The 25,258-nt window shown below is 63.8% G+C and carries 25 protein-coding genes; 6 read left to right on the forward strand and 19 right to left on the reverse strand.

Features of this window, described 5'->3' with window-relative positions:
• Window positions 1-4: 4 nt before the first annotated feature.
• The 4 genes from BLT65_RS11740 to BLT65_RS11755 form a co-directional block, all read right to left on the reverse strand.
• Entirely contained in the window at window positions 5-1,687 is a 1,683-nt protein-coding gene (locus BLT65_RS11740; protein ID WP_042306380.1) for a Na/Pi cotransporter family protein, read from the reverse strand.
• Between the two features lie 1,029 nt (window positions 1,688-2,716).
• A complete protein-coding gene (gene lipA / locus BLT65_RS11745; RefSeq protein WP_042306381.1) occupies window positions 2,717-3,718 on the reverse strand; it encodes a lipoyl synthase in 1,002 nt (333 codons plus the stop codon).
• 13 nt (window positions 3,719-3,731) lie between these two features.
• Window positions 3,732-4,514: a lipoyl(octanoyl) transferase LipB gene (gene lipB, locus BLT65_RS11750; RefSeq protein WP_091777883.1), complete on the reverse strand. Its 783-nt coding sequence runs from the start codon at window positions 4,512-4,514 to the stop codon at window positions 3,732-3,734.
• 73 nt (window positions 4,515-4,587) lie between these two features.
• On the reverse strand, window positions 4,588-4,914 hold the full coding sequence (locus tag BLT65_RS11755) for a DUF2917 domain-containing protein (RefSeq protein WP_091777885.1): 327 nt from the start codon (window positions 4,912-4,914) through the stop codon (window positions 4,588-4,590).
• Between the two features lie 98 nt (window positions 4,915-5,012).
• Here BLT65_RS11755 and BLT65_RS11760 point away from each other — a divergent pair, with 98 nt between their 5' ends.
• A complete protein-coding gene (locus tag BLT65_RS11760) occupies window positions 5,013-6,032 on the forward strand; it encodes a transcriptional regulator GcvA (RefSeq protein ID WP_091777887.1) in 1,020 nt (339 codons plus the stop codon).
• 31 nt (window positions 6,033-6,063) lie between these two features.
• On the opposite strand, the gene BLT65_RS11765 is transcribed toward BLT65_RS11760, so the two are convergent.
• From BLT65_RS11765 to BLT65_RS11805, 9 genes are all read right to left on the reverse strand, one after another.
• Window positions 6,064-6,333, reverse strand: a complete 270-nt coding sequence (locus BLT65_RS11765; RefSeq protein ID WP_042306385.1) for a DUF493 family protein — start codon at window positions 6,331-6,333, stop codon at window positions 6,064-6,066.
• Window positions 6,334-6,422: 89 nt separating this feature from the next.
• The gene (locus tag BLT65_RS11770; protein WP_091777889.1) at window positions 6,423-7,652 is read right to left on the reverse strand and encodes a D-alanyl-D-alanine carboxypeptidase family protein; all 1,230 of its coding nucleotides are present in this window, start codon (window positions 7,650-7,652) and stop codon (window positions 6,423-6,425) included.
• A gap of 413 nt (window positions 7,653-8,065) precedes the next feature.
• Window positions 8,066-8,710: an alpha/beta hydrolase gene (locus BLT65_RS11775; RefSeq protein ID WP_042306387.1), complete on the reverse strand. Its 645-nt coding sequence runs from the start codon at window positions 8,708-8,710 to the stop codon at window positions 8,066-8,068.
• A gap of 37 nt (window positions 8,711-8,747) precedes the next feature.
• Complete coding sequence (locus BLT65_RS11780; protein WP_035986890.1) at window positions 8,748-9,071, reverse strand: (2Fe-2S) ferredoxin domain-containing protein; 324 nt, start codon at window positions 9,069-9,071, stop codon at window positions 8,748-8,750.
• A gap of 161 nt (window positions 9,072-9,232) precedes the next feature.
• Window positions 9,233-10,393, reverse strand: a complete 1,161-nt coding sequence (locus tag BLT65_RS11785) for a VanZ family protein (RefSeq protein WP_042306388.1) — start codon at window positions 10,391-10,393, stop codon at window positions 9,233-9,235.
• A gap of 30 nt (window positions 10,394-10,423) precedes the next feature.
• Window positions 10,424-11,050 (reverse strand): ABC-type transport auxiliary lipoprotein family protein, encoded by a 627-nt coding sequence (locus BLT65_RS11790; RefSeq protein WP_091777891.1) that lies wholly within the window; start codon window positions 11,048-11,050, stop codon window positions 10,424-10,426.
• Window positions 11,051-11,068: 18 nt separating this feature from the next.
• A complete protein-coding gene (locus BLT65_RS11795) occupies window positions 11,069-12,031 on the reverse strand; it encodes an MlaD family protein (protein WP_091777893.1) in 963 nt (320 codons plus the stop codon).
• A gap of 19 nt (window positions 12,032-12,050) precedes the next feature.
• Window positions 12,051-12,941, reverse strand: coding sequence for an ABC transporter ATP-binding protein (locus BLT65_RS11800; protein ID WP_042306391.1), 891 nt, complete (start codon window positions 12,939-12,941; stop codon window positions 12,051-12,053).
• A complete protein-coding gene (locus tag BLT65_RS11805) occupies window positions 12,938-14,077 on the reverse strand; it encodes an MlaE family ABC transporter permease (protein ID WP_042306392.1) in 1,140 nt (379 codons plus the stop codon). Before BLT65_RS11805 ends, BLT65_RS11800 begins: the two co-directional genes overlap by 4 nt.
• 165 nt (window positions 14,078-14,242) lie before the next feature.
• Here BLT65_RS11805 and BLT65_RS11810 point away from each other — a divergent pair, with 165 nt between their 5' ends.
• The 3 genes from BLT65_RS11810 to BLT65_RS11820 are packed head-to-tail and all read left to right on the forward strand — an operon-like array spanning window position 14,243 to window position 16,300.
• On the forward strand, window positions 14,243-15,148 hold the full coding sequence (locus tag BLT65_RS11810; RefSeq protein WP_091778143.1) for a biotin--[acetyl-CoA-carboxylase] ligase: 906 nt from the start codon (window positions 14,243-14,245) through the stop codon (window positions 15,146-15,148).
• Window positions 15,145-16,020, forward strand: coding sequence for a type III pantothenate kinase (locus tag BLT65_RS11815; protein WP_091777895.1), 876 nt, complete (start codon window positions 15,145-15,147; stop codon window positions 16,018-16,020). The genes BLT65_RS11810 and BLT65_RS11815 overlap by 4 nt, the downstream gene beginning before the upstream one ends.
• A gap of 40 nt (window positions 16,021-16,060) precedes the next feature.
• The gene (locus tag BLT65_RS11820; RefSeq protein WP_007577754.1) at window positions 16,061-16,300 is read left to right on the forward strand and encodes a hypothetical protein; all 240 of its coding nucleotides are present in this window, start codon (window positions 16,061-16,063) and stop codon (window positions 16,298-16,300) included.
• 48 nt (window positions 16,301-16,348) lie between these two features.
• Here the strand turns inward: BLT65_RS11820 and rfaE2 are convergent, their stop codons facing one another.
• The 6 genes from rfaE2 to BLT65_RS11850 form a co-directional block, all read right to left on the reverse strand.
• Window positions 16,349-16,831, reverse strand: coding sequence for a D-glycero-beta-D-manno-heptose 1-phosphate adenylyltransferase (rfaE2, locus tag BLT65_RS11825; RefSeq protein ID WP_007577755.1), 483 nt, complete (start codon window positions 16,829-16,831; stop codon window positions 16,349-16,351).
• A gap of 177 nt (window positions 16,832-17,008) precedes the next feature.
• A complete protein-coding gene (locus BLT65_RS11830) occupies window positions 17,009-17,881 on the reverse strand; it encodes a ferritin family protein (RefSeq protein WP_091777897.1) in 873 nt (290 codons plus the stop codon).
• Between the two features lie 562 nt (window positions 17,882-18,443).
• Window positions 18,444-19,181 carry a PhaM family polyhydroxyalkanoate granule multifunctional regulatory protein gene (locus BLT65_RS11835; protein WP_091777899.1) on the reverse strand — a complete coding sequence of 246 codons (738 nt, stop codon included), beginning with the start codon at window positions 19,179-19,181 and terminating at the stop codon, window positions 18,444-18,446.
• A 221-nt stretch (window positions 19,182-19,402) separates the two neighbouring features.
• Entirely contained in the window at window positions 19,403-20,254 is an 852-nt protein-coding gene (locus tag BLT65_RS11840; RefSeq protein WP_042306398.1) for an enoyl-CoA hydratase/isomerase family protein, read from the reverse strand.
• 89 nt (window positions 20,255-20,343) lie between these two features.
• Window positions 20,344-21,549 carry an ABC transporter substrate-binding protein gene (locus tag BLT65_RS11845; RefSeq protein ID WP_091777901.1) on the reverse strand — a complete coding sequence of 402 codons (1,206 nt, stop codon included), beginning with the start codon at window positions 21,547-21,549 and terminating at the stop codon, window positions 20,344-20,346.
• Between the two features lie 237 nt (window positions 21,550-21,786).
• Window positions 21,787-22,779, reverse strand: a complete 993-nt coding sequence (locus tag BLT65_RS11850) for a fumarylacetoacetate hydrolase family protein (RefSeq protein WP_091777903.1) — start codon at window positions 22,777-22,779, stop codon at window positions 21,787-21,789.
• A 150-nt stretch (window positions 22,780-22,929) separates the two neighbouring features.
• On the opposite strand from BLT65_RS11850, the gene BLT65_RS11855 reads away from it, so the two are divergent.
• Both BLT65_RS11855 and BLT65_RS11860 read left to right on the forward strand, forming a co-directional pair.
• Window positions 22,930-23,820, forward strand: coding sequence for an IclR family transcriptional regulator (locus BLT65_RS11855; protein ID WP_091778145.1), 891 nt, complete (start codon window positions 22,930-22,932; stop codon window positions 23,818-23,820).
• Between the two features lie 90 nt (window positions 23,821-23,910).
• Entirely contained in the window at window positions 23,911-25,140 is a 1,230-nt protein-coding gene (locus BLT65_RS11860) for a DUF3108 domain-containing protein (RefSeq protein WP_091777905.1), read from the forward strand.
• Window positions 25,141-25,258 lie beyond the last annotated feature (118 nt).

Genomic DNA, 25,258 nt, shown 5'->3' on the forward strand with positions numbered 1-25,258 from the left:
CGCGTCAGATTTGCTGCGGCGCGTTCACGGCCGGCACCTCTTCATGCATGCGCTTGCGCAACCGCGTATCGTGCAGCGCACCTGCAGCATCTAGCACCGGGTAAGCGGTCGAACAGAACAGCGAGTTGAGCCGCTTCATATCGCTGATCACGTCGAGGTGCAGCGCGCTCGTTTCGACGCTGCGCAACGTCTGACCCGCGAGCCGGTCGAGATGCTTGTACGAATACGCGCGCTCGAGATCGCGGAAACGCTCCTTCTCCGCAAGCAGCAACTCCGCGCAACGCAGGTCGTTGTTCAGGAACACCGACATGCCCAGTTGCAGGTTGCCGACCAGCCGCGTGTGCAGATCGTCGAGTTCGCTCAAGCCCTCTTCTGAAAACGCGAGCCGGTGCGCAATCTTCTTCTCTTCGATGTCGGTGACGATGCGTTCGATGATGTCGCCCGCATGCTCGAGGTTGATCGTCAGCGCGATGATGTCGGTCCAGCGGCGGCTGTCGGCGTCATCGAGTTGCTCACGTGAAATGCGAGCGAGATAGGTTTTGACCTCGGCATAGAGATGATCGACGTCGTCGTCCATGCGAATCGTGTCGCGCGCCTTGGTCAGATCGTTGTGATGGATTAGATGCGAGACGTTGTCGAGCATCGCCCGCACGATGTCGCCGATGCGCAGCACTTCGCGCGCGGCATTCGACAGCGCGAGCGTGGGCGTGGCAAGTGATGCGGTGTCGAGATGAATCGGACGAAGCTGACCGTTCGGGTCCGGCCGCTCGGGCAGCACGCGGCAGCAAGCCCGCGCGACGGCATCGATGAGCGGCATGCATGCGCAGCAGCGCAGCGTGTTGTAGATCACATGGAAGCCGACTACGGATTCGCGGGGATTGTTGATCAGGACAGGCAAGCCACGCGCGAGCAGCGATGTGAACGGCAGGATCAGCAGCGCGCCCGCGAGCTTGAACGCGAGGCTGCCGAGCGCAAGACGGCGCGCCGCCGTGTTCTGCGCGACCGTGCCCGCCAGCGCGAGCAGTCCGCTGCCGAGGTTCGCGCCGACCACGAGACACAGCGCCACCTTCAGCGAGATCACACCCGACGAAGCTAGCGTCGCCGTCAGCAGCACGGCTGCGAGACTCGAATACGAAATGACAGCGAAAGTCGCGCCGACCAGCGCGTCGAGCATCGTGTCGCCCGTCAATGCGCCGAACATGACGCGCACGCCGGCGCCGTGCATCATCGGCTGCGCGGCTTCGACGATCAGATGCAACGCCAGCAGAATCAGTCCCAGCCCGATTGCCGTGCGGCCGACCTGGCCCAGACGGTTCTGCTTGCGAGAGAGAAAGAGCGGCACGCCGAAGACGATCAGAAACGGCGACAGCCACGACAGATCGAGTGTGAGAATGCGCGCCATCAGCGCCGTGCCGACATCCGCGCCGAGCATGATGGCGAGGCCGCTTGCTAGCGGCAGCATGCCTTGAGCCGCGAACGACGTGACGATCATCGCCGTGGCATTGCTGCTCTGCACGAGACTCGTGACGCCGACACCTGCTGCGAATGCCTTTGCACGGCTATTCGTGCTGCGCGCCAACGCGCGTCGCAGATCGGCGCCCCACACGCGCAGAATGCCGGTGCGCACGATATGCGTGCCCCACACCAGCAACGCGACACCCGACAGCAAGTTCAACAGGATCAACATAGGCACGACGCTTCAGGACTTCCGCGATCGCCCGGAAAGCATGCGTCGTTGTTGCGGGACGCAGGCGTCCGGATCTCTTGATGACTAGTGTTGCATAGATTTGCGTTGTTGTAGTTTTGTGTGTTTTGGTTTTTTGTGGCATTTGCAACAGATGGGGGCTGCGCGGGCTTGTGTTGTTTGTTGTGGCGCGCACACTTTTGGTGGTTTTGGTCTTGCTTTTGCGCTGGCGTCCGCGAATTGCTTCTGGTTTTGGTTTTGGTCTTGCTTTTGCGCCGGCATCCGCGCTATGCCTTCGTGCTTCAAGCGTTGCCCCTGTGCGGGGCGGCACCTACTTTTCTTTGCCGCCGCAAAGAAAAGTAGGCAAAAGAAAGCGGCTAACACCGCCAACATTTCTTCCTGCCTGAGGGCCCCCAACCGGTCTTATGCTTCACACGGCAACGTCTCTGTTGGCGCTCGTTACCAACCCGTCGAATGAGCGCCTCACCCACTTCAAACACCCGAACTTGGGCTAGCGGCAGCGAATGGTTTCCGCCGCCCAGGTGGCAAACTGTGTGTAGGTTGTCGCGGCGTATAGCGTGGCGCTCTTACAGGGTGGAACGCGTGCGCCATCGGTCCGAAGTGAGGCGCGTGAGGTACTGCGGCCTACACACAGTTTGCCACCTGGGCGGCCGTGGCATAACTGGCATGGCGTGCTTTAGTGCGGGAGCGTGAAGCGGGTGAGACGCACCGCAAGAGCGCTGGCAACGAACATAGGTCACGTGGTTGCCGTGTGAAGCGTAAGAACGTTTGAGGGCCCTCAGGCAAGAACTAGAACTGGCGGTGTTAGCCGCTTTCTTTTGCCTACTTTTCTTTGCGGCGGCAAAGAAAAGTAGGTGCCGCCCCGCACAGGGGCGACGCTTGAAGCAAGCTAACAAAACGCGGATGCCAGCGCAAACCCAAAGCGAACCACCCAGCGTCGCAGACATAAAAAAGCCCGCTTGCGCGGGCATTTTCAGTCGGACGGCATCTGCCAACAGACAAAGACAAACCTCACACTACGCCTGCATCGTGCGCCTGCACATCAGCGTGATAGCTGGACCGCACCATCGCGCCAACCGCCGCATGCGTGAACCCCATCTTGTACGCTTCTTCCTCGTACATCTTGAACGTATCCGGATGCACATACGCACGCACTGGCAGATGGTGCTCCGACGGCTGCAGGTACTGCCCAATCGTCAGCATATCGACGTTGTGCTCGCGCAGATCGCGCATCACCTGGAGGATTTCTTCTTCCGTTTCGCCAAGCCCGACCATCAAACCAGACTTCGTCGCGACATGCGGATGCAGCGCCTTGAAATCCTTCAGCAGCTTCAGCGAATGCGCATAGTCCGAACCTGGGCGCGCTTCCTTGTACAGACGCGGCACCGTTTCAAGATTGTGGTTCATCACATCGGGCGGCGCCGCGTTCAGAATGCCGATTGCACGATCGAGACGGCCACGGAAGTCTGGCGTCAGGATTTCGATGCGGGTTTCCGGCGACAGCTCACGCGTCTTCGCGATGCACTCGACGAAGTGCGCCGCGCCACCATCCCGCAGATCGTCGCGATCGACGCTCGTAATCACCACGTACTTCAGCTTCAGCGCGGCAATCGTGCGCGCGAGGTTCAGCGGCTCTTCCGGATCGAGGGGATCCGGGCGGCCATGGCCAACGTCGCAGAACGGGCAGCGGCGCGTGCACTTGTCGCCCATGATCATAAACGTCGCGGTGCCCTTGCCGAAGCACTCGCCGATGTTCGGGCAGCTCGCTTCCTCGCACACCGTATGCAAATTGTGCTCACGCAAAATCTGCTTGATCTCGTAGAAACGCGAACTGCCCGTCGCCGCCTTCACGCGAATCCAGTCGGGCTTCTTCAGTTTTTCGATCGGAACGATCTTGATCGGAATGCGCGCGGTCTTGGCTTGCGCCTTCTGCTTGGCGGTCGCGTCGTAGGGCGCCGGAGCGGCGGCGTTGACAGGACTCGAGGCTGCGGGATTCGCGGTAACGTCAGTCATTCGTTCGTTCCAGTCAGGCGGTGATGGCACCGGCCTGCGGTAGGCCGACGGCTGCGGGGATGCCGTCGATGTTGGCGATGAGGCTTGCTGCAAGGGTTCGGGCTACGTCGTCCCAGCCGGCTGCGACGCCTAGCGTCGCCATGTCGACTGTTTCGAGCCCCGCGTAACCGCATGGGTTGATGGTGAGAAACGGCTGCAGGTCCATTTTCACGTTGAGGCTGACGCCGTGATAACTGCACCCGCTACGGATTTTCAGGCCCAGCGCGGCGATCTTCGCGCCAACGTGCAATCCGGCGTCCGGCTGCTCAGGCGCGACATAGATGCCCGGCGCACCCGCCTTGCGTGTACCGGCGAGATTATACGCCGCGAGTGTGTCAATCACGGCCTGCTCGATCCGCGTCACCAGCTCGCGCACCATCAGCTTGCGACGGCGCAAATCGAGCAACAGATAAGCGACCACCTGCCCGGGGCCGTGATACGTGATCTGGCCCCCGCGATCGACCTTGACGAGCGGAATGCGGCTGTCGGCAGTGAGCAGATGCGCGGGATCGCCGGCCTGGCCGAGCGTGAAAACAGGAGGATGTTCGACGAGCCAGATTTCGTCTGAAGTTTCAGGCGTGCGCGAATCAGTGAACGCGCGCATCGCGTCGAAGCTGGCCTGATAGTCTTCCGAGCCGCGCCAGCGCACGATCACCGGCTGCGCGGAGTGACTTTGCGCCGCGGCGTCGGACGCAACGGCGTCCGGCTGGATGGAACTCGAAGACTCGGGGGACGGTGAAACCGGCGTGGCACACATGATTCCGGCAGTTTACCGAAATCCCGCGCGCCTCGCCGGCCAAGCGGGCAATAACTGGGATCAGAAGCAGAGATCAGACGGTGCGCCATCCGGCGCGCAGCCATGCGCCAAGGCGTTCGCTGACGCGCGCGGCCCAGTTGAGCGCCTTTTGTTCGGGCCGAGTCGGCACGTAAAACGCAACCCGCGCCTGCGTGCCGCGCTCGACGGACAGCCACAGCCGCTCGCCGCGCCGCAGACGCAGCGTCTTGCCCGGTTCGAGCCAGTAATCTTCGACGTCGTCGCTGCGGGTCACCCACACCGCGCCGCCTGAAACAGCCAGGCGCGTGCTGCGCGTGATCTTCATCGGAACGGTTTCACCGGCTACGATTTCAAACGTGATGCTAGAGGAAATTTCTCGCATGATGGCCTCGCCAAAAATCGTTTCATGGCTACAATCGTATATGCGACAAGGGTTTACGCCAAACGATCAATTTTCACCCTTATGTGAGAAAAATTGCGATGGACCTCCGCCAGCTGCCTGCACTGAACGCGATCAAGGCCTTCGAGGCCGCAGCCCGTCATGAGAGCTTTTCGCGCGCCGCCGACGAGCTGTACGTCACGCACGGCGCCGTCAGCCATCAGATTCGCGCCCTCGAAGAAGAGCTCGGCGTGAAGCTCTTCGCCCGCGACGGCAAGCGCGTGCGGCTCACCGATATCGGCCGCCGCTATGCCGCGCAGGTGCGCACGGCGCTGATCTCGCTGGCGGAAGCGACGCGCGAGATTCGCGCCGGCGACCGCGACCGGAGGCTGGTCGTGTCGATGCTGTCGTCGTTCGCGGCGCGCTGGGTGACGCCACGCATCGGCCGGTTCATCGAGGCGAATCCGCAGTGGGATCTCGAACTGCTGTCGACCAACGCGCTCACCGATTTCGCCCGCGACGACGTCGATTGCGCGATCCGCTTCGGCTACGGCCCCTATCCGGGCCTACACGCCGAGTTGCTGCTCGAAGAGATGTTCTTCCCGGCGTGCTCGCCGACTTTCAACGGCGGCAATCTGCCGAAAATGCCCGCCGATCTCGCCAACGTCCCGCTCTTGCGCTCCGACGACGAGCTATGGCGTCCGTGGTTCGACGCGGCCGGCCTCACGGACTGGCCTGAACCGAAGCGCGGCGTGCTGTATCAGGACTCGTCGAACTTGCTGCAGGCGGCCATCGACGGCCAGGGCATCGCGCTGACCCGCCGCTCGCTCGCGATGCACGAAGTCGCGGCAGGCCGGCTCGTGCGGCTGTTCAATATCGACGGACCGAGCCCGTGGCAGTACTACTTCATCTGCACGCCGCAGATGCTGCAGACGGCTCGCGTGAAGGCGTTCCGCGACTGGGTGTTCGACGAAGTCGGGCGCTTCAAGCAACTATTCGAGAGCGCATGTAGCGAGAGCGCGAAGCGCTCGACGACGGATAAAACGCAGGGAAAGAAAGAGACACCAGCTGAGCCGGACGCCTTGCACGTCCGGAAAGCGGCGGCGCAGACGGAACGCTGAGCGCGCCCTCGTCTGCTCGCCGGAGCATCATTTACAGCACGACCTTCACCATCGGATGCCCGGTCAACGCCCGGTAAATATCATCCAGATGCTCGCGATTCAGCGCGCGCACCGTCACCGTCAAACCGGTGTAATTGCCGCCGCTCGACGGCCGCACTTCGATACGTTCCGCATCGAAACCGCCGTCGAACTGGCGGATCACCTCGACGATCGTCGTCTGGAACTCGGGGTGCGACTTGCCCATCACCTTGATGGGGAAATCACACGGAAAATCTATCAATGATTCTTTCACGGCATTCATGCTCGACTCCTTTACTCACCGCTCGCAATCAGCCTATATGATTGCGAGCGGCGAAAAAGCAAGCCGCAGGTTTTCTACCTGTTACCGGCTTACTTCTTCTTGTTGAACATCAGCATCATCGAATCCCACACGCGGCCGACGATGCCCGCCTGCGGCACCGCCTGCAGCGCGACGAGCGGCACCTGCGCGAGCGTCTTGCCGTCGGCCACGAACTTCACCGTGCCGACCTGCTGACCTTCGGCGATCGGCGCGATCAGCGGATCGACGTGCTCGACCTGCGGCTTGGCCTTGTCGGCCATGCCCTTCGGCAGCGTGATGTACTGGTCCGTCTTGACGCCGAGCTTCACGGTATCCTGCGAGCCCTTGTAGACACGCGGCGTCTCGACCACCTGATTCGCCTTGTACAGACGCACCGCGTCGTATGCCGAATAGCCGTAGTTCAGCATCTTCAGGCTGTCCTGCACGCGGTCATGTTCTTTCTGCTCGCCCATCATCACCGTCACCAGACGGCGCGACGCATCGGGTACGCCCGGCAGCGGACGCTTCGCGCTCGCGATCAGGCAGTAGCCAGCCGCTTGCGTATGACCTGTCTTGAGGCCGTCGACGGTCGGGTCGATCCACAGCAGACGGTTGCGGTTCGGCTGCTTGATCTTGTTATACGTGAATTCCTTGACCGAGAAGATGTTGTAGTAGTCAGGGAAGTCGCGGATCAGACGCGCGGACAGGATGGCGAGGTCGCCCGCCGTCGTGTAGTGCTGCGCGTCGGGCATGCCGTTCACGTCGGCGAAGTGGGTGTTCTTCATGCCGAGCTTCTGCGCTTCCACGTTCATCATGTTGACGAACTGCGCCTCGCTGCCGCCAACCAGTTCAGCCAGCGCGATAGCGGCGTCGTTGCCCGACTGGATGATCATCCCGTAGACAAGATCATGCACCGTGACGGGCTTGTTCGCCTCGATGAACATCCGCGATTCGTCGTTCCTCACGCGGCGCACGGCCTCGCTCGGATTGATCGACTGGTCCATCGTGATCTTCTTGGTCTGCAGCGCCTCGAACGTGAGGTAAGCCGTCATCAGCTTGGTCAGCGACGCCGGTTCGACGCGTTCATCCGGATTGCCCGATGCGAGCACCTGGTTGCTGGTTGCATCGACGAGCACCCACGAACGCGCGTTCACGCCCGGCGGCGGCACCTGCGCGAACGCGGTGCCGGCGATCAGCGCGGCGGGCAGCGCAAGACCCAATGCCAGCTTGCTGGCGACGGATTGCGGAACGAAAGAAACGAGGCTGGGAAGGCTGACAGAGCCGGGATTCGAAAAGCGCATAGGATCGATTCGGGCAGAAATGGGCTGGTGCGCAGGATGCGCAGTTCGGATGATTCGCGTGATGCCGGACGGGCAGACTCCGCCGCGCGCGAGTGTCACAAGCGGTACAACTGAAAAAGTGACATAAGCGCGGCACGGCGTATTTTTGACTGCTCGTCAGACTGTCTGTCACGCGGTCGGTTCGCGCAGCGCGCCTCGCATCTCGCGCCGAATCCGCTGCCATGAACTCACGAGCGAGGCGATTCGATCCACCAGACGGGCAATGCTGCGCCCAAAAAAGAGCGCTCATTATACGTGCTGCCGCCTGACAATTTGCCGTACGTCATGGAGTTTTCCCGCATTTTTCGCGGGCTTTTTACAACATGAGCGGCACGCGGCCGCTCATGTTTTCGCGATGCACCGGCGCCGTGAAATCAGCGCCACGCGTCGACGATGATGCGCTTGAGGATATGCAGCTTGCGATGCAGGAAATGCTCCGCGCCCGGAATCACGACGACGGGCAGTTCCTGCGGCTGCGCCCAGTCGAAAACCGACTGGATGGGCACGGTATCGTCGGTTTCGCCGTGAATCACGAGCGTGTTTTCCGGCACGGGCGCGACTTCCCAGCGGCTCGCCGCCGTGCCGACGAACACCATCCGCTCGATTTCCTGCCCTTCTTCACGCAGCCGCGCGGCGACATGCGACAGCACGAACGTGCCGAACGAAAAGCCCGCGAGCACGAGCGGCAGGTCGGCGTGGCCGGGCTGCGCGCGCATGTGGTCGAGCACGGCGCGCAAATCGTCGCGCTCGCCAACGCCCGCGTCATGCGTGCCTTGCGTTTCACCGACACCGCGGAAATTCGTGCGATAGGTGATGTAGTTCAGCTGGACCAGCGTGCGCGCGAGCGTCTGCGCGACCTTGTTGTCCATCGTGCCGCCAAACAGCGGGTGCGGATGCGCGACCAGCGCGATGCCGCGCGGCGCAGCGCCGCCGTCGCGGCTGGCGTCGGGCACGTCGACGGCGACTTCGATCTTGCCCACCGGGCCGTCGATCAGATATTTCTTCGTGTGTACGTTCATCTTGTGTGGACGAGTGACGCGGTTGAAACGCTACGGATCAGCGGTCGATGAGAAGGCGCTCGACGATCTTGCCGTTCGCGAGATGCGAATCGACGATCTCATCGATATCGCTCTTGTCGACGTAGGTGTACCAGACGCCTTCCGGATACACGACGACAGTCGGCCCTTCCTCGCAGCGGTCGAGACACCCCGATTTGTTGATGCGCACCTGTCCGGGACCCGCAAGGCCGAGCTGTTTCACGCGTTTCTTCGCGTATTCCTGCATTTCCTGCGCACCGCAGTTCGCGCAACTCGGACGCGTTGCGCCCTCTTCGCGCTGATTCAGACAGAAAAAGACGTGATACTTAAAGAAGGAATCCATGATGGCCGACGTGTGAGGTGCGTGGACGAAGCGCTGCGCATGCATGACGCGGCTCGCCGTAAGCGGGGATAGGTGGTCCCGTCGATTATAACGACGGGGATCGAACGTCGCAGATCGCTGCTGATGTCGCCGCATCGGCATCGACCCAGCATGCATGCCTGTCACGCGCGCGGCCCGCGCCGCTTCGACAGCAATGCGCGTTCCGCCGACAACCCGACCCACACCAACGCCGCATACGGCCACATCCACGCGAGCCAGCGCGCGAGGCCGTTGAAATGCAGATAGCGGCCTTGCCGCCAGTCGGCGAGCACGACGTCGAAATACGGATTCACGGGCAGCAGATTGACGACCACGAGCGAAACGACCAGCGCGATCGCCGCGAGCGCAACGCGCGAACTGCGCGGCAGCTTCAGCGTCAACAGCATCGCGATGAAACCGCCGGCGAGACCGATCAACGCGCCAGGCGTCGCCCAGTTGAACGCGAGGCCCGATTGCGATTGCAGAAACGTCGCCCCCGCCTTGACGGCGAGCGTCGCCACGACGAACGCGATCAGAAGACGCACGCGCGGCGCGCGCTCGCGCATCGGCAGCGAAGCGAGCGCGCCTGCCGCCAGCAGATTGAGCGCGGTGATGATGGCTTCCCACGCATCGTCGGGCATCCATGCGGCGACCAGCGCAGGCCATGCCGGCACGTGCCACGCGGCGGGCGCCCAGGCGAGCAACGCATCCTGCATCGACGCGTCCGAGCGCAGCCACAACTCGCGCGGCCATGAGCCCAGGCCGAGCAACAGCGGCGCCGGATACATCGTCGCGAACGGCCACAAGGCCGCCAGCCCGATCACCGCCGTGCTATCGCGCTCGAACCACAGGAAGCGCATCCGCCGCAGCATGCCGCGATCGAGCAGCGCGCCTGTCAACGGCGACATCAGCGTCGCGCCAAGCAGCGCGCCCAGCGCGTTCGCGGCGAGATCGAGATTCGACGCGACGCGCGTCGGCAGATAGGTCTGAACGGCTTCCATCAAGCCCGACAGCAGCGTGCCGAGCCCGAATGCGAACGCCACGGCAATTGCGCCGCGCCAGCGCGGATAGACGGCGAGCACGACCAGCGCGCCGAACGGCATATAGCCGAGCACATTCGTGACGACATCGAAAGCCGTCAGATACTGCGGGAAAGGATCGAACAGATAGTCGAGCGGACCGATGCCGAGCGAGCGCCAGCCAAAGAACGGATACCACGACCCGTAAACGATCAGCGCCGCGTACAGCACCAGCGCCTGCCTCGCAAACGCCGACGGCCGCCGCTGCCACGGCTTGTCAGCCATCCAGCGCTCCCGTGACTGCGCGACAACGCGTCATTGCTGCGCGACGAGCGCCTGCACGCCGAGCCAGGCGGAAATCTGCGCGACGAGGTCGTCGGTGGCCGCGGCGATTGCACGCGCGCCGCCGGCGGCATCGGCCGAACTCGCTGGCGCGCGGGCGATGAAGGTGCGCTGCCCAACCACCTTGCCGTCGACGAACAGCGTCGTGCGCGCGGTGACGGAGCCGTGGCTCTCCGACTGGCCGTCGAAATCCTGCTCGAACTCGTCGAGATCCACCTTCAGCACGGGCGCACGCACGCCGTCACCGCCTGTAAGCACCGTGCCGCGCGACGACAGCGCGTTGCGCAGCCGCTGCGTGACGAGTTGCGCGGGCGGCATGGTCCAATGGCTGTTCGCGTACGAGGCCGTCTGCTGTGAGTCCGAATATGTCATGCGATAGATGAGCTTGTCGGAATCGAGCGTGGTCGGCGCGGTGACCTCGAGCACCTTGATGGCCGGCATCGTGCCCGTGCTGCCCGGCAGCGGCGCCGGGCCGAGGTCGTAGCGGATGTCGGAGAGCGCGGCCGGATTACCCGCGCAGCCGGCCAGCGCGCCTAGCGCGAGCAGCACCGCAGCGAGCGCGGCGCGCGAGGTGAAGAGACGGTTGATCGAGTGTGACATGCTTGTTTCCTTTGAAATTCATTTGGCCGCGTGGCCCGCGGGCCACACGAAGCCCGGTTCGCCAGGACCGGGCGCGGCGCGCGGCGCGCCGAACAGCAAGCTGTTGGGCGCTTCGTCGAACGTGTTCGCGGCGCGATCGACGGAGCGCACGGCAGAGCGCACGTCTTCCGCCAGCGAATTCACGCGCGGCAACGTGTCGTAGCCGACGCGCGCCGAAATGTCTTGCAGCGTCGCGTTCATCGCCGTCAGCGCGTCGCCCGCCTGCTGCGCGGCCGTGCCGACCTTGTTCAGCGTGCCTTCCAGCGGACCGTCCGGACGGTTCAGGCTGGTGATCATCCGGTTCGTCGACGCAAGCGTCTGATCCAGCTGATTGAGCGTGCCCGGCAGCTTGCCGACGGCGGGGCCCATCTGCGCGGTGAGCGTGGTGACGCCGTCGGCGGCGTGCTGCAGGCTCGCCGCTGTCGCCATCAACTGGTCGCGCATTTCCGGCGACAGCAGCAAGTCGACATCGCGCACGGTCTTTTCGATCTGCCGAAGCAGCACGTCGCCGCGCGCCTGCAGCTGATCGAACAGGCCCGGACGCATCGGCAGCTGCGCGACGTCCTTGGCCGACGAGACGAGCGGCGCGAGATCCTTCCCCGTATCGTCGAGCTGGATGAACGCGAGGCCCGTGACGCCCTGCAGCCCGAGCGTGCCGAACGTCGAATGGGTGATCGGTGCGTTCTTGTCGACGAGAATGCGGATCAAAATCTGCCCCGGATGCGCGCGATCGAACTTGATCGACTGCACCTTGCCGACGTCGAGGCCGCGATATCGTACCGCAGCATCCGGGTACAAACCTGTGACATTGGTCCGCGCAATCAGATCGAAAGGTATGCGCACCGACCTGTCGACATTGAAAAGAAACGCCGCCGCAGCGATCGCGACCACCATCACGACGGTGAAGAGCCCGGCCCAGAAGGCGTGTGATTTGTTTTCCATTGTCAGGTTCCTTCGGCGTTCATGGCGCGGTACGCAGCGGAATCGCTTCCGACGCGGGCTCCAGCGCTTCGGGCGGCAGCTTCGCACGCCGCTCCGGCGACAATCCCTGCAACGCGAGCCGTCCGCGCAGCCCGAGAAAATACTCGTGGATGAACGGATGATCGAAGCCCGCCACCTGCTCGACGGGCGCCGCGACGATGACCTTGCGGTCCGCGATCACCGCGACGCGCGTCGACAGCGCGACCATCGTATCGAGATCGTGCGTCACCATCACCACGGTCAGGCCGAGCGCGCGATGCAACGCGCTGATCAGTTCGACGAATTCGTCGGAGGCCTGCGGATCGAGGCCCGCCGTCGGCTCGTCGAGGAATAGCAGTTCCGGCTCGAGCGCGATCGCGCGCGCGATGCCCACGCGCTTGATCATCCCGCCCGACAGCGCCGCCGGCATCTTCGACGCGTGCTTGCACGGCAGCCCGACCATTTCGAGCTTCAGCATCACGATGTCGCGCAGCAGATCGTCGGGCACCTTGCCGAGCTCGCGCAGCGGCTGCGCGATGTTGTCGAACACCGACAGCGACGAGAACAGCGCGCCTTGCTGGAACAGCATGCCCGAGCGCACACGCATCAATCGGGCTTCGTCTTTATCGAGCGAGGACATGTCCTCGCCGAACACCTTGATGCTGCCCGACGTCGGCCGCTCCAGCCCGAGAATCTGGCGCATGAGCGTCGTCTTGCCCGAACCCGAGCCGCCGACGATCGACACGATCTCGCCGCGCCGCACGTCGAAATCCAGATGCTGATGGACGATGTTGCGTCCATAGCGTTTGGTGAGGTTGCGCACCTCGATCACGGTTTCCGCGATCTCCGGCAACGGCTGGTCCCGTACGGCAGTGGTGAGCGGCGCAATCATGACAGCCCCACGTTCTGAAAGAGAATCGCGAACACGGCGTCGGCAAGGATGACGACCGTGATCGACGTAACCACGGACGTCGTCGTACCCTCGCCGAGACTCTGCGAATTGGCCTTGATGCGAAAGCCGAAATGACAGCCGACGATCGCGATCAGCATGCCGAACACCATGCCCTTGCCGAGCCCGATCCACAGGTTGGCGACGGGCACGACGGTCGGCAAGGCGCGCGCGAAGTACGACATGTCGATTTGCAGCACGAGCTTCGCGGCAAGCGCGCCGCCGATCAGCGAGACGATATTGGTCCACATCACGAGCAGCGGCATCGCCAGCGACAGCGCGACCACGCGCGGCAGGATCAGGCGCAAGCCGTGTGGAATGCCCATCACGCGCATCGCGTCGAGTTCTTCCGTCACGCGCATCACGCCGATCTGCGCGGTGATCGCCGAGCCTGAGCGCCCCGCGACGAGAATCGCCGACAGCACGGGCCCCAGCTCGCGCAGCACCGACATCCCCAGAATATTCACGATGAACTGGTTCGCGCCGAACAGCCGCAGTTGCTGCGCGGACAGGTAGCTCAGCACGATGCCGATCAGAAACGCGACGAGCGCTGTGATAGGCAGCGCCTGCGTGCCCGCGCTGTAGACGTTCGCCGAAATCTCCTTCCACGGCGCGAGCTTCGGATTGCGCGCGATCACCAGCAGATCGAGGATCACACGGCCGAACATCGCGACGCCGCCATACAGATGCTCGAACAGCGCGAAGATGCCGAGGCCGAGCTTCGTGAACGGATCGAAGCGATGCACGGGCTCCGGGTTCTCGCGCGCGGTGTCGAGCAGCGCAATACGGTCGAAGATATCGCGCTGCGTATCGTTGAGCGCGACGAGATCGACGGGCAGCTTGTAGCCCCACACGCGCCACAGCGCCTGGCCGCCCACGTGATCCATCCGCTCGATTCGCGACAGATCCCATTGCGCGACGTGCGCGCGGCTGTCGATCAGTTCACGCAAACGCGGCAGCGCCTTTCCGTGCAGGCGGTCGCGCGCGAGCGCGAGCGCCGTCCACTGGCCGGACAGGCGCACGATCTTGCCCTGGCTGCCTGCCGCGACTTCGAGGCCGGGAGGAGTGTCGTAGTTCAAGGATCGCTGGATGTGGTTATCGGATTAACGGGCATTGTAACGAAGCGTTCGAGATTGGGCCCTGGTGGGATGCCCGCCCATGCATGCCGCGCGCATCTTGTGAACAAAGCGCGGCCAGCGCATCTATCGATCACGACGACAGGCGCAGTGGCTAAAATACCCTTCATGAATACTCCACTCTCCCCAAGCCCTTCGGGCGACTGGCGAATCGACCGGCAGCGCGCCGTGGCGCTGTTCGGCCCGTCCGCCAATGACTGGCCGATCGAAATCGTCGAAGAAACCGGCTCGACCAACGCCGACCTGATGGCCCGTGTGAAGGCGCTGCCGCGCGAACCCGGCGCGCTCGCGCGGCCAATCGTGCGCGTCGCCTATCTTCAGACGGCAGGACGCGGCCGGCGCGGCCGCCCCTGGTATGCGGAACCCGGCAATGCGCTGCTGTTCTCGGTCGCGTGCGTGCTGCCGAGGCCGCTCGAAGGACTCGCGGGACTGAGCCTCGCGGTCGGCGTCGCCCTGGTCGACGGCCTGCGCTCGCTGCCCGTGACCGGTCCCGGCCAGATCGCGCTGAAATGGCCCAACGACGTGCTGCTCGAAGGCGACAAGCTCGCCGGCATCCTGATCGAAACGGCATGGAGCACGCCGGACGCGAGCGCTGTCGTGATCGGCATCGGCACGAATGTGAAGGGCGCCGAGGAACTCGCCGCGAAGGTCGGCGCGCTCAATGCGGGCGTGCCTGCGCAGGCGCGCGGCGCGGCGCCAACGGCGCTGTCGCGTGCTCTGCCGAACGCGAATCTCACTGACACCCTCGCCGCAGAGCTGAACGCGCTCGAACCTGCCTTGCAGCGCTTCGGCGTAGAAGGCTTCGCGCCGTTCCGGCAACGCTGGAACGGCTGCCATGCATACGCGGGACGCGATGTCGTGCTGTTCGAGCAAGGCGTGGAAGTCGCGCGCGGCGTCGCGGCGGGCGTCGACGATCTCGGGCAACTGCTGCTCGATACGCCGTCCGGCCAGCAAGCCATCGCGACGGGAGACGTGTCACTGCGTCTCGCGGACGACGAAAGCGGCGCTGCATGAGCGCGCCGTATCTGCTGATCGATGCGGGTAATAGCCGCGTCAAATGGGCGCTGGTTCACGCGGATGGTACACAGACGCAAGCAGGCGCATTTTCGCACGGTGGCCAACTGGTGAAAGGCACTGGAGATCCGTTGCAATCTCGACACGAACCTGACTGGTCGACGTTGCCCGCGCCCGGTTCGGCATGGTTATCGAATGTTGCCGGGGAAGCGGCGGCGCGCCGTATCGATGCGTTTATCGACCGGTACTGGCCTGGCCTCGCGCGCACGACGATCCGTTCGGCCGCGCAGCAATGTGGCGTCACTAACGCGTACACGACGCCGACGCAGCTTGGGAGCGACCGCTGGGCCGGTATGATCGGCGCGCGCGCCGCATTTCCGGGCGAGCCGCTCCTGATTGCGACTTTCGGCACGGCGACGACGCTCGAAGCATTGAACGCCGACGGCGTGTTCGTCGGCGGATTGATCGCGCCGGGCTGGTCGCTGATGATGCGCTCGCTCGGCGAGCACACGGCGCAACTGCCGACACTCGATGCCACGGCCGCGCGCGGCCTGCTCGACAGCGAATCCGCCGGTGCGACGGGCCAAAGCGCGCCGCTCGCGCGCGCAGCGTGGTTCGCGACCGATACACCGCGTTCGTTGTCGTCGGGATGCGCGCTGGCGCAGATTGGACTGATCGAGCGGATGTGGCGCGATCTGCAGGACGAATGGAAAGTGCCCGTGCGGCTCGTCGTGAGCGGCGGCGCCGCGGGCGAACTGGTGCAGGCGCTCGGCGTGCCGTACACGCGTCACGACTCGCTCGTGCTGGCGGGACTCGCGCTGATCGCCACGCAGGCATCGGCCAATCCGTCGACGGACGCCAACCCGGCCTGAACGCCGGGCAACTGAACAAGCAAGCTGGAGAATTTCAACGATGCTGCGCTGGCTACTCGCCCTGCTCTTTCTCGCCAACATCCTCGCGTTCGTCACGATGCGCGGGCTGTTCGGCCCGTCGCCGGCCGCCGGGCCGCGCGAGCCGAATCACCTGAACCGGCAGGTCCGTCCGGACCAATTGCGTGTGCAGCCAATGTCGTCCGCCGATGCTGCGGATCTGGCTGTCGTCGGCGGTCCGGCACCCGTTGCGCCGATCGCGGCTTCGGCGCTGCCGCAGTAACGCGGAAGCGATCTACGACGCGGGCGCGAAACCCGCGTCACATTGTGCTCAGTCCTGAGCGCGCACCTTCTTCAGAAGCGCCGTCGTCGAGCGGTCGTGCTCGAACGGAATCGCCAGCGCCTTGCCACCCCAGCCGCGCACTAGCGCGGATTCCGGCAACTTGTCCATGTCGTAGTCGCCGCCCTTCACGAGCACGTCCGGACGCAGTGCGTCGATCAGCGCAACGGGCGTCTGCTCCCCGAAGCACACCACCCAGTCGACGCTCTCCAGCGCCGCCAGCAGCGCCATCCGGTCGGCTTCGTTGTTGATCGGCCGGTCGTCGCCCTTGCCCAGCATGCGCACCGACGCATCGCTGTTCACGCCGACGATCAGCGTCGCGCCCAGTGCCTTCGCGTCCGCGAGGTACGTGACGTGCCCGCGATGCAGGATATCGAAGACGCCGTTCGTGAACACCACGGGGCCCGTCAGCGACGGGCGAAGTTGAGCGAGAGCGTCGCGGGTCGTGAGCTTGCGTTCGAAGGTAGCGGCCATGAGAGCAATCGTTGAGCGGGTTTGAGAGACGAGGCGTGGCTCCGATGATAGAAGATGCACGCCCGCAACAAGGTAAAAAAGAAAACGGCCCGGCGGTTCTCACCTGCCGGGCCGTTGCATGTGTTGCATGTCTGTGCGACGCGCCGGGCGGTTCACCCGGCGGGCGCGCGGCCCTTGTCAGGCCGGTTGTTGCGCAGCCTGCTGATCAGCCTGCAGACGCGTCACGACTTCCTTGCGATACCGGTTCAGTTCCTGAGCCGTCGTGAACGAGCGCTCGAAGAGAATGGACAGGTTATGCAGAATGCGTTCGACCACCTTCTTTTCCCAGCCGTCGTCGAAACGGATCTGCTCGTCGAGCCAGCGCTCGAGCCACTCCGGATCGGGCAGGCGCGATTGAACGGTGTCGCGCGGGAACAGCGACTGGTTCACGTGCAGATTAGTGGGGTGCAGCGGCTTTTCCGTGCGGCGCGCGGATGCCATCAGCACACCGATCTTTGCGAACGCAGCGCGTGCGCCGTCGCCGAAGTTCGTCAGCGCCTTCTTCATGTAGCGCAGATACGCGCCACCGTGACGTGCTTCGTCGCGCGAAATGGTTTCGTAGATCGCCTTGATGACGGGCTCGGTGTGCCATTCAGCCGCGCGGCGATACCAGTGATTCAGGCGGATTTCGCCGCAGAAGTGCAGCATCAGCGTTTCGAGCGGCGGCGCCGGATCGAATTCGAATCGCACCGCGTGCAGTTCTTCTTCCGTCGGGCACATCTCCGGCTTGAAGCGGCGCAGATATTCCATCAGCACCAGCGAATGCTTCTGCTCTTCGAAAAACCACACGCTCATGAATGCCGAGAAGTCGCTGTCATGGTGGTTATCACGCAGGAACATTTCCGTGGCGGGCAGCGCCGACCATTCGGTAATCGCGTTCATCTTGATGGTCGCCGCCTGCTCATCGGTGAGCAGCGACGCGTCGAATTTGTCCCAGGGAATGTCCTTCTCCATATCCCATCGAACCGACTCGAGCGATTTATAAAGTTCCGGATAAAGCATGGTGTTCATGATCCCACCCCTGTTCTGCGCAAGGCGACGTCTGTTATCTGTTGCTACATGTGCAGCCGACCAACGGGAACTTTCGGAGACTTTCTCCGTCGTCAGCGCAGCATTCAATTTTACGCGGTAATCGGTTGCCAAGATGCAAGTGTTTGGCAAAAGACATACTGCGGCTCGTGATACGTACGCGATTTTCGTGCCTCGCGTGCGCGGCCAACCGTGGGTGAGGGAGAACCTTTGCCTGGGGTCGTGCCAGCCTGCCGCCGAACGACGGCATTTGGGTCCGCAGCGGACGAACCGGCACCGCATGGCACCGGATAAAACGGCGAATCTGGCGATCTTCGCACGCGTCCGCGGGCCAGAAAAAGCTTACACAATAATAGCATGCGGCCCTTACACGCCCCATTTTCGGACCGTCGAAACCCGCTTTGGCATTGACGTAAAACAACGTGGGCGCTCGTTGACCGCACGGTGTCAAAGGAATGTGCTAGCGCGGCGACATTCCGTCGCAGTTCGAGGCGCGCTGGCCGTTTCGGCCACGCGCGCCCACTTCATCGCAAAAATCAGGCGTTCATTCGGACGTCGACGAGGTCTTCTTCGCGGACGATGTGCCCGCCCGTTTCGTGCCGGCTGCGCGCTTCGCGGCTGGACGCGGCGCGTCATCGGACTTCGCCTGCGCCGTGCCTTGCGCGTCGGGCTCGGGTGCGTCGTCGGGTTCGAGATCGCTTGGTTCGATCCCCGCGCCCGCTTCCGATGCGCCCGTCGCCGTCGTGGCCGGCGGCTGCGCCATCGCGAACTGCGCGATCTGGTTGAACTGCGCCTGCAGCAGATTCCACCAGCCGGACGCGTCGAACGCGGGCGAGCCCGCCGACTCGCCTGCTTCACCCGCATCCGGCGCGCTCGCAGCGGGCTGCGGCTCGTGCCTCGGCGGTGCTTCAGGCGCGGGCTGCGTCATCGATTGCTGCGCGAACGCGCCGAACGCGCGTAACGTCGAGAGCGTCGCGCGCTGCACTTCGAGCGCCTGGATCGCCGACTGCAGCATGTTCAGATTCAGCTTGAGCCATTGCTCGACGGCGCGCATATCGGTGATGCGCTTGTCGAGCTCCTCGACGTTCGTGAGCGGCGCCATCATGTCGGACATCATCGACAGCGACGGCACGAAACCCTGCGCCGAAGCCGGACTAGTGCCCGGAAATGCCGCGCCGAACGGCGTGAGGCGCATCATGCCCCACATGCGGTCGAGCATTTCGGCGGGCGGAAAACCTGGAAATCCGGGGAAAGGTGGCGTCGAGCCGGGGTGGTCGGTCATTGCTGAGCTCCTGTGTTCGGTTCTGGGCCTGTTGCGCGTGTTGCCGTTCGCTTATTGTGGTTCGCTTATTGTCCTTCGATCCAGCGTTCGAAGCGACGTTCGACATTTGCGGCTCGATCATACCGCGTGAATTTTTCGCGATGAGCCGCGTTCGCCGACGCGGTTATCGTGCGCCTGTCGCCATGACGGTTTTGCGTCCGCCTGACGAAAGGCGCGTTCCGCTAGAACGGCTCCTTGCCCGGGAAGTCCGGCGCGCGCCGCTCGCGCAGCGACGCCACGCCTTCCTTCACGTCCGGGCCCGCGAAACCCATGAATTCCAGCGCGAGCGACGTATCGAAGGTCGGCCCCGCCGAGCGCAACCAGTTGTTCAACGCGTACTTGGTCCAGCGGATCGCCGTCTGCGAACCTTGCGCGAGCTTGCGCGCGACTTCAAAGGTCTTCGGCAGCAGATCGTTGTCGTCGACGGCCAGCGACACAAGACCGATGCGCTCCGCCTCTTCGCCGCTCACCGGCTCGCACAACATCAGGTAGTACTTCGCCTTCGCCATCCCGCACAACAGCGGCCACACGATCGCCGCGTGGTCGCCCGCCGCGACGCCGAGGCGCGTATGACCGTCGATGATGCGCGCCGACTTCGTCGCAATCGAAATATCCGCGAGCAGTCCCGCGACGAGCCCCGCGCCCACAGCCGGCCCGTGCATCGCCGAGACGATCGGCTTGCTGCAGTTGATCACGTTGTAGACGAGATCGCGCGCCTCGCGCCACACGCGCGTGCGCACGTCGAAGTCGTTCGCCATCTCTTCGACGAGACCGAGATCGCCGCCCGCCGAAAAGCCCTTGCCCTCGCCGCGGATCACCGCGACGCGTGTCTCCGGGTCGCGGTCGACATCGCGCCAGATGTCGGCCAGCTCGCGATGCATGTTCGCATCGGCGGTGGCGAGCGCGCTGCGGTTCGCGCCTTCGCCGCTCATGACGATTTCAAGGATGCCGTGCGCATGACGCCGCACGCGCAGCGACCTGTAGTGCGCGTAAAACGCGGGTTCGACCGTTTGCGATTCCGATTCGTGAGACATGGCACACATCCCTAAGAGCGACGCGTCGGCGTCGATACCCACATCATGCGCGTAACGGAGCCGACGCTGCGTCACGCGAATCACTTCGCCTAACGCGGCTGATACACCCACTTTCCGTTGCTGATCTCGACCATCACGCGCGCGCGCTGATCGAGGCCGAGGTGATCGGTGGCGCTCATGTTGACGACGCCGTTGGTATCGGCGAGTCCTTTCGTTGCTTCGAGCGCATCGCGCAGCGCGCGGCGAAACTCGACCGTGCCGGGCGCGGCTGTTTTCAGCGCAACGGGAATCGCGCTGTTCAGCAGCATGCTCGCGTCCCATGCATACGAGCCGAACGCCGACACGCTGCCCGGTCCGCGCAGCTTTTCGAAGCGCGCAATGTAGTCGAGCGCGAGACGCTTCGAAGCGTAGTCCGTGGGCAGTTGCGAGGCGACCAGCACCGGGCTCGCGGGCAGGAAGGTGCCGTTGCAGTCCGTGCCGCACACACGCAGGAAGTCGTTATTGCCGACGCCGTGGTTGTGATAGATCTTGCCCTTGTAGCCGCGTCCGATCAGCGTCTTCGGCGGCAGCGCGGCGGGCGTTCCCGCTGCGCCCACGACGACGGCATCGGGATTCGCCGCCATGATCTTCAGGATCTGGCCTGTGACGCTCGGATCGGTGCGATTGAAACGCTCGTTGGCCACCACGTTGATTTTGTGAATCTGCGCGAACTTCGCGACCTCCGCGTAAAACGTTTCGCCTAGCGCATCCGCCTGGCCGATGTACGCGATGGTCTTCACGCCGTGCTGGCTCGCGTGCTCGGTGATAGCGGATGCCATCATCGCGTCCGTTTGCGGCGTCTTGAACATCCAATGCCGCTTTGCATCGACAGGCTCAATGATCTTGGCCGACGACGCCAAAGAAATCGCCGGCGTTTCACCTTCGGCGACCACGTCGATCATCGCCAGCGAGTTCGGCGTGATCGACGAGCCGATGATCGCGTCGACGTGATTTTCGGAGATCAGCTTTTTGGTGTCCTGCACGGCTTGCGTCGTATCGGACGCATCGTCGAGCACGATGTATTCGACTTTCTGCCCAGCGATCTCTTTCGGGAAGAGCGTCGCCGTATCGCGCGCGGGAATGCCGAGCGATGCAGCCGGCCCCGTCAGCGATAGAACAAGGCCAATCTTCACCTGCGCGAGCGCAAGTCCGGGTAAGAGGGAGAGCGCGGCGGCGAGCGTCGTGCGCCGCTTGAAAGTGAACTTGCGAGCGCAGTTGCGCAAAGTTGAAGATGCAAACGTCCCGTATCGCGGCATGCGTTGTCTCCTTTGGTTTTTGTGCGTTCTGCGATGCTGCGTGTTGCGTGTTGCGTGTTGCGTGTTGCGTGTTGCGTGTTGCTGTCCGCGCGTGTGTTGCTGTGTGTTGCTATTCACGCGGCCCAGCGTGCGAGACCCGATGGCCTCGCGCGAGCGTCAGTGTAGCGGCGCGCGTGGCGCTGCCGGCATCGGGCGAAACCCTTTCGGATCGCTCGATGCCTCGCGCTGACTGCACAATCAAAGCCCGCCTTCGAGCGGCGCGACGGCCTGATCGATCGAACCGAAAATCGACTTGCCCGCTTCGTCGAACATTTCGATCTTCACGGTATCGCCGAACTTCATGAATTCCGTCTGTGCGCTGCCGTGCTCGATCGTTTCGAGGCAACGTTTCTCTGCGATACAGCAGTAGCCGCGCTTCGCGTCCTTGTTCGACACCGTGCCCGAACCCACAATCGACCCTGCGCGCAGGTTGCGCGTCTTCGCCGCATGCGCGATCAGCTGGCCGAAGTGGAACACCATGTCGGTGCCCGCATCCGGCTGGCCGACCTTCTTGCTATTCCAATGCACGATCATCGGACGATGCACGCGGCCTTCGCGCCACGCGTCGCCGAGTTCGTCGAGCGTGACGGCAACGGGCGCGAAAGACGTCGCGGGCTTGCTCTGGAAAAAGCCGAAACCTTTCGCGAGTTCGGCGGGAATCAGGTTACGCAACGACACGTCGTTGACGAGCGTGACGAGGCGAATGCTCTTCAGCGCCTGCTCGGGTTTCACGCCCATCGGCACATCGCCCGTGATGACGGCGACTTCCGCCTCGAAGTCGATGCCAAACGATTCGGACCCGCACACGATGTCGTCCTTCGCGCCGATGAAGTCGTCGCTGCCGCCCTGGTACATCAACGGATCGGTCCAGAACTCGGGCGGCATTTCCGCGCCGCGCGCGCGGCGCACCAGTTCGACGTGGTTCACGTACGCGGAGCCGTCGGCCCACTGGAACGCGCGCGGCAACGGCGCCATGCATTCCTTCGCATCGAACGAAAACGTGTTGCGTGCGCGGCCCTGATTCAGCTCGTCGTACAGGTCGCGCAGTTGCGGCGCGTAGAAAATCCAGTCGTCGAGGACGCGCTGCATCGTCGGCGCGATGGCGTCGGCGACGGCGGCCGTATGCAGGTCACGGGAAACGACGATCAGTTGACCGTCGCGCGTGCCGTCCTTCAGCGAGGCAAGTTTCATGGCGGAAAAGGCATGTGGATGACGATAAGAGGAATCTATTCTACGATGGTGAATCGGCGCAGCCCAAACGGACGCTTCAAGCAGGCGATAGCCATTGCAACGTCCGCGCCGTTTTTCGCCGCTTTTACGCTCACCGTTCAACCACTGCCTATGCCTCCGACCGCCCGCTCCAGTTCGATCCGCAAAGACGCCGATACCGCCGAACCGCTCGATCCCGCCGACGATGATGCCGCTGACGAGCACGACGGTGGCGAAGAGAAACTGCGTTCGGGCATCCAGTCGATCGAAGTCGGGTTCCGTCTGCTCGACGTGCTTACGCACGAACCGCGCGCGATGATGCTGCGCGATCTCGCGCAGCGCGCGGGCATGAGCCCGGCGAAAGCGCACCGCTATCTGGTGAGTTTTCAGCGTCTGGGCGTCGTCGCGCAGGACCCGTTGACGGGCCGCTACGAGCTTGGCGGCTTTGCGTTGCAGCTAGGGCTGGCGCGGCTCGCGCGCGTCGATGGCGTGAAGCTCGCGCGAATCGCGCTCGCCGAATTGCGCGACCGGCTCGATCTGACGGTCGGCATCGCCGTGTGGGGCAATCAGGGGCCAACTGTCGTGCATTGGATGGAATCGAGCTATCCCGCGAAGGCATCGCTGAAACTCGGCGACGTGATGCCGATGCTCAGTTCGGCGACGGGTCTGCTGTTCGCCGCGTATCTGCCGCGCAGCAAGACGGCCGCGATGATCGCGCGCGAACTCGCCGATACGAAGCGTTGGGCCGCCGCCAACAGTCCGCGCACACCGGAAGATGTCGAGCGCGTGCTCGAGGACGTGCGCGCGCATGGCTCGGCGCGCGTCGAAGGCATGTTGCTGCCGACCATTCATGCGTTCTGCACACCCGTGTTCGATTCGAACGGCGATCTCGCGCTCGGATTGATCGCATTGGGACACGAGGGCGCGTTCGATATCGCGTGGGGCGGCGAAGTCGACACGGCGCTGCGCGGATGCGCGCAGAAGCTGTCGTATGAACTCGGGTATAGTCCGACGCCGCGATGAGCGTGAGGAACGTGTGACAGCGGTGCGCAGTCGAATCGTGTTCAAACGTTCATAGCCTTGCGTCCCGCCTTCAGGAAATTGCTTCTTCCGATGTCATCTCCAGCCGCTCTCCATTCCGTCACGCCGGCTCGCCTCGCCGCCGCGCAGCGCCGTTCGTCGCGCTTGCGTTGGGCGGGCGTGCTGCTGGCTGTCGTCGGCGCGCACTTCATCGCGGCGCAGTGGTTCGAGCGGCATCACGACACATTCAAACCTGTGTCGCCCGAGCATGTTCCCGTGCAGGTCGCGCTGCTGAAGCCCGAGCGCATCGAAACGCAGGCGGCTGGTTCGCCGCCACCCGCGAAGGCGCTGCCTGCGGCCCCGAAACGCGTCGCGCGAGCGCCGCGTGAACATGTGCTGACGGCCACGCAGCCAGGTCAGAAACCGCTTCAAACAGCGCCCGCAACTGAAGCCGCAAGCGCGCCTGCGGACGCTTCGGCGGCCGCTTCAGCGCCGGGCGTTGCGTCGTCCGCAACGGGAGCCGCCAATTCCAGCGCCAATGTTGCCGGTCAAGGCAACGCGCCGCATGCTGCGCCAGGCGTGAAGTTCTCTGTGCCGCCCTCAGGCGAGCTGCAATACGACACGTTCTACAACGGCGTGCGCAATCAGCCTGGTACGATCCATTGGTCGAGCGATGGCCGCTCCTACGACATGATCGTTTCGGTGCCCTTGCCGTTCATCGGCACGTTCAGCTATTCGAGCCACGGGCATGTCGATGCGTTCGGCCTCGCGCCTGATCAGTACATCGAAAAACGCGGCCGACGCGGCGAGGACATCACCACCTTCCATCGCGACACGAAGCAGATCGGCTTTACACGTACGCCGAATACGCTGCCGCTGCAGGATGGCGCGCAAGACCGCTTCAGCATGGTGATGCAGCTCGCCAGCCTGGTGCGCGGCGACCCCGACGCATATCAGCCAGGCGTGACGCGCCAGTTCTTCGTCACCGACAACGACAGCGGCGAAATATGGCCGATCGAGACGATAGGCGACGAAGGCGTGCGCACCGACCAGGGCATCATCGATGCGCGCCATTTCATGCGCCTGCCGCGCCGCGAAGGCGACCGGCGGCGCATCGACGTGTGGCTGGCGCCGTCGCTCGGCTGGCTGCCTGCGCGTCTCGTGCAAACCGAGCCGAACGGCACGCAGATCGAACTTGTCTGGCGCGGCAAGATCGCGCCGCCGGATGCGAACGGCAGCAACGCCGCTTCGTCGGATGACACGCCACCAGCCCCTTCCCAACCGTCCATCACCGATCCCGGCGCGGGGCCGGAAAAGCCCTGACACAAACTGGTCCTTCGTTATGGAGGACACTTTGAAACCGGGACTACACACACTGCGCATCCGAAACTTCCGTCGTTTGAATGAATCGCACGACGATGCGCGCTGATGCGCGCCGGCG

This window comes from Paraburkholderia steynii (assembly GCF_900100565.1).
Taxonomy (GTDB): Bacteria; Pseudomonadota; Gammaproteobacteria; order Burkholderiales; family Burkholderiaceae; genus Paraburkholderia; species Paraburkholderia terrae.